Source organism: Mycolicibacterium aromaticivorans JS19b1 = JCM 16368 (assembly GCF_000559085.1).
GTDB classification, from domain to species: Bacteria; Actinomycetota; Actinomycetes; order Mycobacteriales; family Mycobacteriaceae; genus Mycobacterium; species Mycobacterium aromaticivorans.
In genome coordinates this window covers 4,282,585-4,295,687 of record NZ_JALN02000001.1, presented here as the reverse complement: position 1 = coordinate 4,295,687, position 13,103 = coordinate 4,282,585, and the positions used below count along the sequence as shown (strand labels likewise).

Annotated in this window: 15 protein-coding genes; 3 read left to right on the top strand and 12 right to left on the bottom strand. The window is 66.8% G+C overall.

Annotation, left to right across the window (positions count from 1 at the left end; translation table 11 throughout):
- The first annotated feature begins 17 nt into the window (after window positions 1–17).
- Complete coding sequence (locus tag Y900_RS20535; RefSeq protein ID WP_237752609.1) at window positions 18–1,745, top strand: GAF domain-containing sensor histidine kinase; 1,728 nt, start codon at window positions 18–20, stop codon at window positions 1,743–1,745.
- Window positions 1,746–1,770: 25 nt separating this feature from the next.
- Here the strand turns inward: Y900_RS20535 and Y900_RS20530 are convergent, their stop codons facing one another.
- The 12 genes from Y900_RS20530 to Y900_RS20475 all read right to left on the bottom strand — a co-directional run bounded on the left by Y900_RS20530 (window position 1,771) and on the right by Y900_RS20475 (window position 11,964).
- The gene (locus Y900_RS20530; protein WP_036347370.1) at window positions 1,771–2,652 is read right to left on the bottom strand and encodes a universal stress protein; all 882 of its coding nucleotides are present in this window, start codon (window positions 2,650–2,652) and stop codon (window positions 1,771–1,773) included.
- A 20-nt stretch (window positions 2,653–2,672) separates the two neighbouring features.
- Entirely contained in the window at window positions 2,673–3,662 is a 990-nt protein-coding gene (locus tag Y900_RS20525; RefSeq protein WP_036344209.1) for an Acg family FMN-binding oxidoreductase, read from the bottom strand.
- Between the two features lie 83 nt (window positions 3,663–3,745).
- Window positions 3,746–4,483, bottom strand: a complete 738-nt coding sequence (locus Y900_RS20520) for an SDR family NAD(P)-dependent oxidoreductase (protein ID WP_036344207.1) — start codon at window positions 4,481–4,483, stop codon at window positions 3,746–3,748.
- On the bottom strand, window positions 4,480–4,938 hold the full coding sequence (locus Y900_RS20515) for a nuclear transport factor 2 family protein (RefSeq protein WP_036344206.1): 459 nt from the start codon (window positions 4,936–4,938) through the stop codon (window positions 4,480–4,482). The genes Y900_RS20520 and Y900_RS20515 overlap by 4 nt, the downstream gene beginning before the upstream one ends.
- Window positions 4,939–4,941: 3 nt before the next feature.
- Window positions 4,942–5,145 (bottom strand): (2Fe-2S)-binding protein, encoded by a 204-nt coding sequence (locus tag Y900_RS20510; protein WP_036344205.1) that lies wholly within the window; start codon window positions 5,143–5,145, stop codon window positions 4,942–4,944.
- A 10-nt stretch (window positions 5,146–5,155) separates the two neighbouring features.
- Window positions 5,156–5,794: a hypothetical protein gene (locus Y900_RS20505; RefSeq protein WP_036344204.1), complete on the bottom strand. Its 639-nt coding sequence runs from the start codon at window positions 5,792–5,794 to the stop codon at window positions 5,156–5,158.
- Between the two features lie 8 nt (window positions 5,795–5,802).
- Entirely contained in the window at window positions 5,803–6,105 is a 303-nt protein-coding gene (locus Y900_RS20500) for a hypothetical protein (RefSeq protein WP_036344203.1), read from the bottom strand.
- Between the two features lie 16 nt (window positions 6,106–6,121).
- Window positions 6,122–7,618 (bottom strand): class I adenylate-forming enzyme family protein, encoded by a 1,497-nt coding sequence (locus Y900_RS20495; protein WP_036344202.1) that lies wholly within the window; start codon window positions 7,616–7,618, stop codon window positions 6,122–6,124.
- 25 nt (window positions 7,619–7,643) lie between these two features.
- On the bottom strand, window positions 7,644–8,357 hold the full coding sequence (locus tag Y900_RS20490; RefSeq protein ID WP_081845177.1) for an Rv1363c family protein: 714 nt from the start codon (window positions 8,355–8,357) through the stop codon (window positions 7,644–7,646).
- Window positions 8,354–9,064, bottom strand: a complete 711-nt coding sequence (locus tag Y900_RS20485) for an Rv1363c family protein (RefSeq protein ID WP_036344201.1) — start codon at window positions 9,062–9,064, stop codon at window positions 8,354–8,356. The genes Y900_RS20490 and Y900_RS20485 overlap by 4 nt, the downstream gene beginning before the upstream one ends.
- A gap of 252 nt (window positions 9,065–9,316) precedes the next feature.
- A complete protein-coding gene (locus Y900_RS20480; protein WP_036347363.1) occupies window positions 9,317–10,774 on the bottom strand; it encodes a FadD3 family acyl-CoA ligase in 1,458 nt (485 codons plus the stop codon).
- Window positions 10,774–11,964 carry an amidohydrolase family protein gene (locus Y900_RS20475; protein WP_036344199.1) on the bottom strand — a complete coding sequence of 397 codons (1,191 nt, stop codon included), beginning with the start codon at window positions 11,962–11,964 and terminating at the stop codon, window positions 10,774–10,776. Before Y900_RS20475 ends, Y900_RS20480 begins: the two co-directional genes overlap by 1 nt.
- A 119-nt stretch (window positions 11,965–12,083) precedes the next feature.
- Here Y900_RS20475 and Y900_RS20470 point away from each other — a divergent pair, with 119 nt between their 5' ends.
- A complete protein-coding gene (locus Y900_RS20470; protein ID WP_109751108.1) occupies window positions 12,084–12,515 on the top strand; it encodes a nuclear transport factor 2 family protein in 432 nt (143 codons plus the stop codon).
- Entirely contained in the window at window positions 12,512–13,102 is a 591-nt protein-coding gene (locus tag Y900_RS20465; RefSeq protein WP_237752608.1) for a TetR/AcrR family transcriptional regulator, read from the top strand. The genes Y900_RS20470 and Y900_RS20465 overlap by 4 nt, the downstream gene beginning before the upstream one ends.
- Window position 13,103 lies beyond the last annotated feature (1 nt).

Genomic DNA, 13,103 nt, shown 5'->3' with positions numbered 1-13,103 from the left:
GTGGCAACATGAGGGCTGTGACCGACACTGTCGGACCAAACGGGAATCGCAAGGCGGGTTCGCCGCTGCGTGACACATTGTCGGGTCTTCGTCTGCGCGAGTTACTTGTCGAGGTGCAGGACCGGGTGGAGCAGATCGTCGAGGGCCGGGACCGGCTCGACGGGCTGGTCGAAGCGATGCTCGTGGTGACCTCGGGCCTGGAATTGGACGTCACGCTCAAGACCATCGTTCACACGGCGATCGACCTCGTCGACGCTCGCTACGGGGCGCTGGGCGTACGCGGCCACGACCATGAGCTCGCCGAGTTCATCTACGAGGGCATCGACGCCGAAACCCACGAACTGATCGGCCCGCTGCCCTCCGGACGTGGCGTGCTCGGCCACCTGATCGACGAACCGAAACCGATCCGGCTCGACAACATCACGCAGCACCCGGCATCGGTGGGCTTCCCGCCGAATCACCCGCCGATGCGCACCTTTCTCGGCGTCCCGGTGCGAATCCGCGACGAGGTGTACGGCAACCTGTACCTCACCGACAAGGCAGACGGGCAGCCGTTCAGCGAGGACGACGAAGTCCTGGTCGAGGCATTGGCCGCCGCGGCGGGGATCGCGATCGACAACGCCCGCCTCTACGAACAGTCCCGCACGCGGCAGTCCTGGATCGAGGCGACCCGCGACATCGGGACAGAGTTGCTGGGTGGTGCGGACCCGGCCCAGGTGTTCCGGCTCATCGCCGATGAGGCGCTCAAACTCACCGCGGCGGACGTGGTGCTTGTTGCGGTGCCCAGCGATATTCAACTGCCTGTCGACCAGGTCGAGGAATTGCTCGTGGTCGAGACGGCGGGCAAGGTCGGCCAGCCCGGATCATTGCCGCCAATCACCGTGCGGGACAGCGTGATCGGCCACGCCTTCGCCGCGCAAGCACCGCAGCGGTTCACCGACATCAGCGACGAACTGCCCGCGATACCCGGGATCGGCGCCGCGCTGGTACTGCCGTTGCGCACCACCGACACCGTCGCCGGTGTGGTGGTGATTCTGCGGCGCATCGGCAGGCAGACGTTCAGTCACGAACAGCTCGACATGATGGCGGGCTTCGCCGACCAGGCGACGCTGGCCTGGCAGTTGGCCTCCACACAACGGCACCTACGCGAACTCGACGTGCTCTCCGACCGCGACCGGATCGCCCGCGACCTGCACGACCACGTCATCCAACGGTTGTTCGCGATCGGACTTTCCCTGCAGGGCACGATTCCGCGCAGCCGGCTGCCCGAAGTGCGGCAGCGCCTGACGAACAGCGTCGACGACCTGCAGGAGGTCATCCAGGAGATCCGCACCGCGATCTTCGACCTGCACGGCGGATCGGTGGGCACCACCACGCAGCTGCGTCAGCGCCTCGACGACGCCGTCAACGCGTTCGCCGGTTCGGGGCCACGGATCACCATTCAGTACGTCGGGCCGCTGTCGGTGGTGGAGGCAGGGCTGGCCGATCACGCCGAGGCGGTGGTTCGCGAGGCGGTCAGCAATGCGGTGCGCCACGCTGACGCGCGATCACTCAGCGTCACTGTGCGGGTGGAGGACGAACTCGCGATCGAGGTGATCGACGACGGCCGCGGCATGCCGACCGAGGTCAGCCCCAGTGGGTTGATCAACCTACGTCGCCGCGCTTACGAGGTCGGCGGGGACTTCACCGTCGACGACGCCGACGGTGGCGGCACGGTGCTTCGCTGGAGCGCACCACTACCGTAAGCCGTTGAGCCCCATGGGTTTGAGCCTAGCCGCTGCGCGCGACGATCACGGGCTGCCGGGATCCGTGCACCACCGCGGTGCTGACCGACCCCAGCAGCATCCCGGCGAATCCGCCACGTCCGTGGCTGCCGAGCACTGTCAACTGGGCCGACTCCGACTGCTCGATGAGCTGTTGTGCGGGCCGGTCGGCCACCACCAGCCGGTGCACGACGACATCGGGGTAGCGCTCCTGCCAGCCGGCCAGCCGCTCGGCCAGTGTCTCCTCGGCAATCGTCCGCAGTGCCGACCAGTCCAGACCGGGGAATTCGAACAACCCGGTGTCACTCCAGGCGTGCACGGCGACCAGTTCCACCCCACGCAACGAGGCTTGCTCGAACGCGATTTCCAACGCCTTCTCCGAGGCCGGTGAGCCGTCGACGCCGACGACCACCGGGGCCTTCGACGGGCGAGCCGTCAGCAGGTCCTCGTCGTGGATGATCGCCACCGGGCAGTGCGCGTGGTGGACGAGGCCGGTGCTGACCGAGCCCAGAAGACTGCGGGCCAGCGCACCGCGACCCCGGCATCCGACCACGATCAGCTGGGCGTCTTTGGACAGATCGGCCAGCGTCGGCACCGGAGAACCACTTACGATCTCGGCGGTGACCTCCACGTCCTTGCTGGCCGCTGCGACGGTTTCAGCCGCGCTCTCCAGAATCTCGCGAGCCGAATCCTCCTGCCACTGAAGGTAACCGCTGGGAACGGGCACTTCGGGGAACGTCATCACCACGGGCGAGCTGAGCACATGCACCAGGTGCACCTGCGCCCCCCGCAACGCCGCGTCGCGTGCCGCCCAGTCGACGGCGGTCTTCGACTCCGGGGATCCGTCGACACCGACGACGATGTCGTATTTCGTTGCAGAGGTTGACATGTGATATTCCTTCCGGGTTGTCACGCAACACGACTGTCGAGGCCGCCGACCACTTCAGAGAATGGCCGGCGCGGGGTGGCAGGCAGTGGGTCGGCGTTCACCGCCGCCCAGCCGATACGCACCAGCATCTGCGGATAGCCGGTTGTACCGAAGACATCTTCGCGCACCGCGTCTCGTGTCTCGCTGATCTCCAGCGGCTCGGTGACCGGGCATGTCGCCAACCCCATTGCGGTGGCGGACAGCAGTACCAGACTGGTCGCCTCGCCGGCGCGCAACCGGGCCAGGTCATCGTCGGTCTCGGTGCCGAGCGCGAGCAGGACGGCGTTGTCCTCGGCGGCAGGTGTTTCCGACGGCTGCGCCAGGATCGGGCCTGCGAACACTCGGGCCGGCAGCGTCGCGTGCTGATCGGGTGCGGGAGTGTTGTGGGCGGGCACTCCCGCCAGCGACCCGTACCTACCACTCCAGGCGCTGAGCTCACTGAGGTAGTCGGCGTCAGCGGCGTGCCTGGACACCGATTGGGCGACGATCTCCGTCAGATGCGGCAGCAGGTCCAGCTGACGCAGCATCACCCCCGCCCGTGCGGCGCGGGCACCCATCAACGCGATGTCACCACCGGGTACCGGCCACGAGCTGAAGTTGCGCCGATCCGTACGACGCCGGGTGATCGCCGCGGCCAGGGTGACATCGAGTTCACCGGCGGCGAGCGGCTGCACCTCGATCGACGCCAGGTGAGCGCCGTCGGCCGGATCGGGGAACCGCTGGATCTTGGCCTGCCACCCCAGCGCGGCCAACGCGACGGTGCAATGGTGCAGAGCGGCACCGCAGCTGACCAGCAAGTCGCGCCGGTCGGGATCGGTGTTCGGCAGGTGTCTGCTGGAATCGGCGTACAGATGCAGGCTGCTGGGCCCGACCCGCCAGTGCCAGGGCTGCGAATTGTGCACCGACGGTGCCCGCATCGCCAGGCTCAGCACAGTCCGAATCGTCTCGGGCTCGGGAAACTGCACGCTCATATGTCCACTGTCGCCGCGCCACCCAGGATCTGACAGGGGCGTAAGTCCCAAGCTGAGGGGACTTGAGTGGGCTGATCCCAGCGTCAGGGATGTCTGCTGGTCACTCCCCCGTCGACCACCAGGTGGGCGCCGGTGATGAACGACGCCTTCGGCGACATCAGGAACGCCACTGCCGCGGCGACCTCGTTCGGGTTCCCCAGCCTGCCGATCGGTGCGGCCGCCTCGAAGCCTTCGCGCACCTCGTCGACGTCGAGGGCGATCTGCAGCATCGGGGTGCGAATGAAGCCGGGGCACACCGCGTTGACCCGGATCCCTTCCGGACCGAGCTGAGCTGCCATCGATCGGGTCAGCCCCAGCAGGCCGGCCTTGGAGGCGCAGTAGGCGGGGATGAACGGGTTGGCGGTCAGTCCTTCGATGCTCGAGATGCCGACGATCGCGGGGGCGGCGCCGGCGCGGGCAGCCTCCTGCAGATGTGGCAGCAGCACCTGCGAAAGGATCGCCTGGGCGCGCAGGTTGACGTCGAGCACCGCGTCCCACGATTCCTCGGTGAAAGCGCCTACCGGTTCGGCGATGACCCGGCCGGCGGCGTGCACCAGCCCGTCGATTCCGTCCATAGCGGCAGCGGCAGCATCGACGGCGGCGCTCACGGCGGCGCCGTCGCACACGTCGATCACGGTGTGCGGCATGCCGAGCGCCTCGGCCACCTCCGCAACCGCCGGGGCGATGTCCCACAGCGCGACTCGGCGTCCGTCGGCGATCAGCGCCTCGGCGCAAGCACGGCCGATCCCCGACGCGGCTCCGGTGACGATGACACCACTCATGTCTCGGCCTCCTCGGTCAACTCCGCCCGCCTGTGCGGACTCGGCGGATTGTCGAACCAGAGGTTCTCCTCGCGCAGCTGCCTGCTGCGCCATCCGCTGTCGGTGCGGACCATAACGTGGTGGTAGTTGCCGCCGCACGCGCTTGTCTCAGTCGCGCCCGGCAGCAGCATCGGGTTGTAGAACATCGCCCGCACCGTTGCGGTGTCGCCGTCGATATCAGCCTCGATGTTGGTGATGAAGTGCTGAGTCATCGGCATCAGTGTCAGCGAGCGCTCCAGCCAGGAGCACACCTCGTCGCGGCCCGCAGCCGGCCCACCGACGGAGCTGTAGTCGAGACGGGCATCGTCGGTGAACAGTGACCGCAGCAGATCCCAGTCGTGGGTGTCGACTGCCCGGGCGTAGCGGTGCAGCACCGACGCGATCTCGAGTTCGTCGCTGATGCGCTGCACATCCATACCTCACCCCTTGGGTCGGAAGCCGTTGTGGCGCTGGTGTTCCGCCGCATCGGCCGCGTCGATGATGGCGCGTACCGTGCGACGGCAGCGGCCGCACTCGGCGCCCGCTCCGCACGCCGTCGCGACCTGTTTGGTGGTGGTGGCGCCCGCCTCGACGGCCTCGGCCACCACCTGGCTGGTGACACCGTTGCAGAGGCAGACGAACATCGATCGGCCCTCAGCCGTTCTCGTCCAGCCGCATGATGTGCTGCAGGCGGCCGACGAAGACCGGTGGGTAGGCGCCGACTCCGGTGTGCCCCATCCACTCCGCCGCCACGTCGGGATGATTCACCCAGTCGGAGGCGTCGGCCTCGTCGTCCAGTTCCTGCAGGATCATCACTTCGTGGTCGTCGTCGAAGGCCTTGAAGATGCGCACGGCCCGCACCCCCGCGGCCTCGAATCGGGGCAGTCCCTGGTGAACTCGCCCGATCATCGCCGGCACGTCGTCGACCGCGGCGATCGCCCCGACGATCACCCCCGGCGGGGTCTCCTCGGTCGGCTCGACGAGCGTGACCTTGTCCACCGTCTCGCCGGCGAAGATGGCGGGGATGTCGTCGAGGCCGACAGCGTCGAACCAGTTGAGGAACACCCGCGAGCGCAGCACCTCGAGGATGGGTTCTTTGCTCCGCAGCGAGATGGTGACCATGACGCGACCATGCTCGCGCGTCGAGGTGTAGACCAGCACGTAATGTGCGCCGAGATCGGCGAGCGCGGACTCGCTGCGTTGCAGCACCGGCCAGACCCGGCTGGGATCCGGGACCCGGTAGTCCATAGCCAGCACGAGCGTGTGGGTCTCGACCTCCGCCGCGCCGTCCATGCCGACCCCTAGTCGCTGGCCGGCAGCGGTTTTGCGGTCTTCTGCTCCAACGGTGTGGTGCCGACACTGAGACTGCCGGCTCCGGCCTTGGTGACCAGGAGTTCGGCGCCGTCGGAGTCGACGTAGCGCTTGCCCATCACGGTGCCGCCGGAGAAATCCGGATCCAGTTGGGCGCCTTCGGTTTTCTCGCCATCCAGCGGGATCATCGGGACGCCGCCGGCCCGCAGGTCGTCGAGACTTTCCGATGAGCGCACGACGATCACCTGGGTGTCGCATACCTGGCTCTGCAGTCGGGTACCGGTCTTGATCATGGTGGTCCTCCTGGGATCACGGGGTGGCGGTCGGCGACTTGAGCTCGTCGGCAAGCTGGCGGCGCAGTACCTTGCCGGTCGGTGTGGTGGGCAATTCGTGGCGGAACACCACCCGGTCCGGGGTGCGTGAACCACGCAGCTGGGTGCGCACGTGGGCGCGCAGGTCTTCCGGATCCGGGGTGATGTCGGCGACGGGCACGACGACGGCGACCATGATCTGGCCCCATTCGTCGTCCTCGACGCCGACGACGGCGACGTCCCGCACGTGGGGATGCTCGACGAGGACGTCCTCCACCTCCGCCGGGGCGATGTTCTCCCCGCCGCGGATGATGGTGTCGTCGGAGCGTCCGCCGATGAACAGGTATCCGTCGGCATCGAGGTAGGCGACATCCTTGGTGGGGAACCAGCCTTCGGCGTCGAGCACCGAGCCGATCTCGGCGTAGCGGCCGGACACCTGATCGCCGCGGACGTAGAGTTCGCCGACCTCCTCGGGGCCCAGGACCGTACCGTCGTCGGCGCGGATCTGCACCTCGATCCCCGGTACGGGCTGGCCGACCGAGCCGAGCCTTTTGCGGGCCGACTCGTCCGCGGCCGCATGAGCCGCCCGGTGGTCGTCCGGGCCGAGAACGGCGATGGTGGAACTGGTTTCGGTCAGGCCGTAGGCGTTGACGAAGCCCACTCCGGGCAGCAGCTCGAGCGCCTTGCGTACCAGTGGCAGGGCAACCTTGGAGCCGCCGTATGCCAGTGACCGCAGCGACGGCAGCGGCGTGGGGTTGGTCTCCAGCTCGGTGATGATGCGATCGAGCATGGTCGGGACCACCGTGGCGCTGGTGACCGCTTCGGTGGACGCCAGCCGGATCCACTCCCGCGCGTCGAACTTGCGCAGGTACACCATCTTACGGCCGGCGTACAGATTCGACAGCGCCGCACTGACACCGGCGATGTGGTACGGCGGCACGCAGATCAGTGCGGCATCACCGGGCTCGGCGGATGCGAACTCGACAGTGCCGGTCACATAGCTGGTGAGGTTGTTGTGCGACAGTTCGACGGCTTTGGGCCGCGACGTGGTGCCGGAGGTGAACAGCACGACCGCGATGTCGTCGGGGTCCGGGAATTCGGCGACCGGCTCGGCCGTCGCTGCCGCGGCCAGGAATTCCCGTGATTCGATTCGCGCCGCGCCCAAACCGGCCACCACGTCGGCATATTCGGCGTCGAAGACGATCAACGGGTCGGGTAGCCGCTCGATGAGTTCGGCCAGCGCCTCGGCCGACAGGCGATAGTTCAGCGGCGTGAACGTCCGTGCGGCACGCGCCGAGGCGAAGATGAGCAGCGGCAGCATGACTCCGCCGAGGCCGACGTAGACCACGCTGCCTGCACCGCGGGAGTCGATGACGCCCGCCCCGCCGTCGGCGAGCGTGTTCAGCTCGCCCACGGTGAGTCGCTGGTCGTCGCTGACCACCCCGACGCGCTCGGCATCGGAGGCGGCCATCTCCAACAACAGTGCCACGCTCATCGATTGGTCCTCCTACTCAGCGGGCCTAGATCGGGTTGAACTCGGAGATCAACCAGTGGCCGTCGGTCTTGGTCAGCTTCACCATGACGCTGCTGGTCGCCAGGGCCGGATCTGGCCGATCCTTGCTCGTGGTCACCTGATTGACGAAGACCAGCACCGTCGCGTCGCTGGGATGCATCTCCGAGAGCGCCGCACGCGCGACGGTCGCCTCGGTCTTGACGCCCTTCTGCTTGGCCGCCGGCGCGACGATCTGGTCGGTGAATTGGCTGTAGTACTTGAGGAATTCGCCGGTGAGGTGCGACTTGGCGTTGGCCAGGTCCTTGTCGAGGCTCTCCGGGGAGTACGACAGCAAGGCCACCGTGCCGTCGCGGGCGGCGTTGATCGCCTGCTGCTGAGCCGCGGAATTGGTCTGCTGGTCCGGCCGGTACAGCCACCAGTAGACGCCGCCGGCGGCACCCGCGGAGGCGACCAGCAACACCACCAGCAGGATCGCCGCCCAGTGCCTACCGGCCCACCTCAGGGGACCGCGCCGTGCACCCGACGCCGGGGTCTGGGCTTCGGTACTGGCGTCGTCAGCGGCTTTGTCGCCCTCGACGGCCTCGTCGGTGGTTTCCGTATCGAGTTCCGTTGCGGTCGACTCCTCGTCGACGACGCCTACATCTGTGTTCTTGTCGCCCTCAACGGGCTCGGTGGCCTTGTTGTCGCCCTCAACGGGCTCGGTGGCCTTGTCACTACTCATGGCACGAACTCCACATTCGACATCTTGTATTGGGCACCATCCCGCGCCACTGTCACGCTCATCCGCCATGCGCGCGGATCCTGATGTGCCCCATTGGCATTGGTTACGGTTGAAGAAGCAGCCAGCAGCACCAAGCCGGTGTCGCCGCTCTCTTTCTCCAAAGCGGCAGATTTGACCGTGCCGACGGTGACCGCCTTGGACTGCTCAGCGGTCTTGACGAAATCGTCTGCGCCCCTGGTGAAATCGTTCTTGAACGTTCCCGTGGACAAGTCGATGACCTGCTGGACGTCGGCCTTGGCCCGGTTGTAATCGATGGACAACAGCGCTATCACGCCCTTGCGCGCCGCGGCCACCAACTCGGCTTGATGCGCCCGTTGGGCGACGACCTTCTGGTGCGCGACGAGCATCAGGCCGGTCACCACCATCGATGCGATGGCAAGGATCACGACCACCGCCACCGCCACCGTGACCGCACCGATACGAGCCCACCAGCCGCGGGGCTCGAGTTCGTCGTCGTCGAAGTCGTCTTCGGCGTCTTCCGCGTCTTCGGCGTCCTCATCCGTGGAATCGGGGTCCGCACCTCGCAAGCGCGCCGCGGTGGCCTTGGCGCGCGCCGCCTCGGCTCGGGCTTCGGCCTCGGCGGCTTCGGCCTCGGCGAGCTCGGCCAGCGCTTCTGAGACGGCCTCCTCGTTCACGTCAGCCGCCATGGCACCCACACATGTCTTTGCGGTCCGGCACGCGGCGCGCTACAGCAGATATGCGTCGCATGTCGGACTCCTCTCTGGACCAAACATCCCGCCAGCGTACGGGCGACCACTGTGCCGTCCGCCACACGTACGACCGACGCGCGATAACCGGTGAGAATGACATTATCATCAGGCGGTAAGTCGATTCGCCGGGCCGGCGCAGCCAATGCCCAAATCAGGCACTCTTGGTGCGGAAATGATATTTCCGCATATTCAGCTCAGCTGATCCTTCATCACCTTGCCCGTCGCGTTCAGCGGCAGGCCCTCGACGAATACGACCGACCGGGGCACCTTGAAACCGGCCATCCGGTCTCGGCTCCAGGCCATCAGATCGTCCGCCGACAGCGGAGGGTCCCCTTTCAGCACCACGAACGCCTTGCCGACCTGACCGAGCCGCTCGTCGGGCACCCCGATCACCGCCGCCTGTGCGACAGCGGGGTGTTCCATCAGGAAGCCCTCGATCTCGGCCGGGTAGGCGTTGAAGCCGCCGACGATGAACATGTCCTTCTTGCGCCCGACGATTTTCAGGCGTCCCGACTCGGTGAAGCTGCCGAGGTCTCCGGTGTGCAGCCAGCCGTCGACGTCGATGGCCTCCGCTGTGGCCGCGGGATCGTCGAAGTAGCCCTGCATGACGCTGTAGCCCCGGACCAGCACTTCGCCGTCGTCGGCGATGCGCACCTCGACTCCGTCGCACGGCACGCCAGCCGTGGTGGCGACGTCTTCGAACGAGTCCCCCGGCCGGGACAGCGTCGCGGTGCCGGCCTCGGTGAGCCCGTAGCCGGTGGCCAGTGTGCGGAAAGGCAGTTCCTCGTGCACCCGGCGGACGAGTTCGACCGGAATGTCGGCGGCACCGGTCACCCCGGCCCGCAGCGTGGCGAGCTTGCTCTTGTCCGGCACCGCCAGCAGCGAGTGGTACAGCGTCGGCGGCCCCGGCAGCATCGTGATCTTCTCGGCCGCGATCAGCTCGACAACGCGCTCGACATCGAAGACCGGAACGGGCAGCATCGTTGCGCCCCGGATGAAGGTGGCGATGCAGCCGGCCTTGTACCCGAAGGTGTGGAAGAACGGGTTGACGATCAGGTAGCGATCGCCTCGGCGCAGATCGGCGAGATCGCACCACTCGGCGTACATCCGCAGGTTCTGCAGATGATTCATCATCACGCCCTTGGGCCGGCCGGTGGTACCCGAGGTGTAGATGATGTCGGCGATGTCGGTTCCGCCGATCTCCCGCTGCGTGGGTTGGCCGTCGTCGAGAAATCCGGACTTCAGGTCGATCGCAGGCACACCGGCCGGGACGATGAAATCCTGTCCCAGGAAACCTTTCTCGACCAGGACCACCTTGGCACCGCTGCGGGTGATGATGTCGGCGGCCTCGGCCTGCTTGTAGCGGGTGCTGACCGGGACGACGATGCCGCCTGCGGTGAGCACCCCGAAGGCCGCGATCATCCAATGCGCTGAGTTGGGCGCCCAGATGGCGACCCGGTCACCCTTCTCGACGCCGAGGTTCGCGAACGCGCCTGCCGCACAACGCACCCGGTACGCGACCTCAGCGAAAGAAAGACGCAGCGGACCGTCGACGACCGCTTCCGAGTCGCCGAATCGGTCCGCCGCGCTCAAGACCATCTCAGGGATGGTCTGCCACTCAGGCTCGATTGGCGGGCCCGCCTGGATCACACGGTGACGAGGCGAGACAGGTTGCCGCCCATGATCTTTGCTTGATCGTCAGCCTTCAGGTGCTGAAGTGCCTCGATGTAGTAGGTGGGCTCGGCCAGGCCTTCGGGATGCGGCCAGTCCGAGCCGTAGAGCACCTGATCCACACCGACGAGGTTGACCAGATCATCGATGCCGTCTTCGAAGAACGGGCTGACGTGGATGCGGCTCTTGACCATCTCGACCGGATCACTCGGGAAGGCCTCCGGGGCCTTGCGGAAGACCTCGGCCAAGCCGTCGAGCAGCGGGTTCATCCACTTCGAGCCGGCCTCGACGATCGCGACCTTCAGCTTCGGGTGGCGGTAGAGCGCACCATGAATCACCCACGACCCCACCGAGTCCTGGATCGGGCGCCACTCGTTGAGGATGCCCATTGCATTGGTCTGGAACGGCAGCATCTCGGCGCTGGCACCGTCCCATTCGGAGGTGTACCGGGAGTAGCCACTGTCGCTGGAGTGCATGCCGACCAGTAGGTCGTATTCGACGACGCGCTCCCAGAACGGGTCGAACTCGGGCAGCGCGAACGACCGCGGCCCACGGAACCCGGGAACCGGCGCCGGGCGAACCAGGATGCAGCGGGCGCCGCGCTTGACCACCCACTCGAGTTCCTCGATCGCTTTCTCGACGATCGGCAGCGTGATGACGGGGGTGGTGAAGATGCGGTTCTGGTAGTTGAACCCCCACACCTCGTCGAGCCACTGGTTGAGCGAGTGGACCAGGACGTGGATGGCCACCGGGTCGTCGGACAGCCGCTCCTCGAGCAGGCTGGCCAGCGTCGGGAACATCAGGGTCTTGTCCAGACCGAGCTCGTTCATCACCTCGAGACGCGGGCCCGGCTCGAAGAACGCGGGGATCGCGCGCATCGGCTCACCGAACAGTTCGCGCTTGGTCTTACCGTCCGGGTTGCCGTACTTGAAGTACTCCTCCCACGCGCCCGGGCGGGCGACGACCTCGAAGGTCGGGTTGGGAATGTAGTTGCTGATCTGACCGCGCAGCGCAATCTTGGTGCGGCCGTTGACCTGCACGTACTGGACGTAGTCCTTGTATTCCTTCGGCAGGAACTTGGTCAGCGCCTCCGGCGGCTCGTAGAGATGGTTGTCCGCGTCGAAGATCGGAAACGGCACGTCCACCCGGTGCGACAGTTGACCCATGAAATCCTCCTTATGCAGTTGGAGAGAATCCTATTCTCATTACCGAGCCTAGGCAATACGCCCCCTCTCGAAGGGTCGGTTTCGTTGGCACTTTTCTTACAAACCAGTAAGTTGGGTGCATGACCATCATCAACGACATCGCCATATCCGACCCCACTGCAGTCGAAGAGTTCTGCGGCCGCTGGGCAACCGCGTGGAACCAGCACGACGGTGATGCGGTCGCCGCCCTCTGCGCCGAAGACCTGGTCTACGACGAACCCGCGCTGGGCGAGACGGTCCACGGACGCGAGCCGATCAAGAACTTCGTGACCGAAATGGCGCGGACCTTTCCCGACAACACCTTTGCCCTCGAGGGCCTGTTCGCCGACGTCCGCCGGCGTGCCGTGCTGGTGGCGTGGAAGTTCACCGGCACTGTGGCCGGTTCGGACACCGTCGTGGAGTTTCATGGCGATGACCGGCTCGACTTCGGCGAGGACGGCCTGATCACCACCTACCGGTGCCTCTACGACAACGACCTCGTCAAGCGCCAGATTCGCGCAGCGAAGCGGTGACCGGTCGGTCCCCGGCACCCCGAGTGCACAAACCGGCAGCGGTGCGCCGGCACGAGATCATCGTCTCCGCGGCGGCCGAGTTCGCCGAGAGTGGTTTGGCCGGCACACGATTGGAGGCGATCGCAGCGAGCGCAGGGGTGTCTCACCCCCGCGTCGTGCAGATGTTCGGGTCCAAACGCGCCCTCTTCCTCGATGTCGTCGCTTGGATCTTCGAGCGTGTCACCGACGCGTTCGCGGCGGCGACCGCAGCCCATCAGGCGGAATCCGGACCACTGCTGGTGGCGCTCGGGGACGCCTACCGTCGACTGTTGCAGCGCGACCGGGTGGTGGCGCTGGTCATGCTTCACGCTTACGCGGCATCGGGCGACGCGACCGTCCGCGACGAGGTCGCCGCTCGTTATCTGGCCCTGCAGCACACGGTGGCCGATGCGACCGGCGCCGACGCGATGGGAGTTCGCACGTTCTTCGCGACCGGACTGCTGGTCACCGTGTCCAGCGCATTGGCACTGCCCGGCAAACGCACCGACGCGCAGTGGGGCGCTTGGGTGCTGGAATTGGTAACCCCTGCCGTAACCCGCGAGCGTTAGC

Bases quoted from the DNA above. Each gene is read 5' to 3' on its own strand.
- Y900_RS20530 (WP_036347370.1), bottom strand. From the start codon at position 2,652: ATGTCAACCTCTGCAACGAAATACGACATCGTCGTCGGTGTCGACGGA.
- Y900_RS20525 (WP_036344209.1), bottom strand. From the start codon at position 3,662: ATGAGCGTGCAGTTTCCCGAGCCCGAGACGATTCGGACTGTGCTGAGC.
- Y900_RS20520 (WP_036344207.1), bottom strand. From the start codon at position 4,483: ATGAGTGGTGTCATCGTCACCGGAGCCGCGTCGGGGATCGGCCGTGCT.
- Y900_RS20515 (WP_036344206.1), bottom strand. From the start codon at position 4,938: ATGGATGTGCAGCGCATCAGCGACGAACTCGAGATCGCGTCGGTGCTG.
- Y900_RS20510 (WP_036344205.1), bottom strand. From the start codon at position 5,145: ATGTTCGTCTGCCTCTGCAACGGTGTCACCAGCCAGGTGGTGGCCGAG.
- Y900_RS20505 (WP_036344204.1), bottom strand. From the start codon at position 5,794: ATGGACGGCGCGGCGGAGGTCGAGACCCACACGCTCGTGCTGGCTATG.
- Y900_RS20500 (WP_036344203.1), bottom strand. From the start codon at position 6,105: ATGATCAAGACCGGTACCCGACTGCAGAGCCAGGTATGCGACACCCAG.
- Y900_RS20495 (WP_036344202.1), bottom strand. From the start codon at position 7,618: ATGAGCGTGGCACTGTTGTTGGAGATGGCCGCCTCCGATGCCGAGCGC.
- Y900_RS20490 (WP_081845177.1), bottom strand. From the start codon at position 8,357: ATGAGTAGTGACAAGGCCACCGAGCCCGTTGAGGGCGACAACAAGGCC.
- Y900_RS20485 (WP_036344201.1), bottom strand. From the start codon at position 9,064: ATGGCGGCTGACGTGAACGAGGAGGCCGTCTCAGAAGCGCTGGCCGAG.
- Y900_RS20475 (WP_036344199.1), bottom strand. From the start codon at position 11,964: ATGGGTCAACTGTCGCACCGGGTGGACGTGCCGTTTCCGATCTTCGAC.
- Y900_RS20470 (WP_109751108.1), top strand. From the start codon at position 12,084: ATGACCATCATCAACGACATCGCCATATCCGACCCCACTGCAGTCGAA.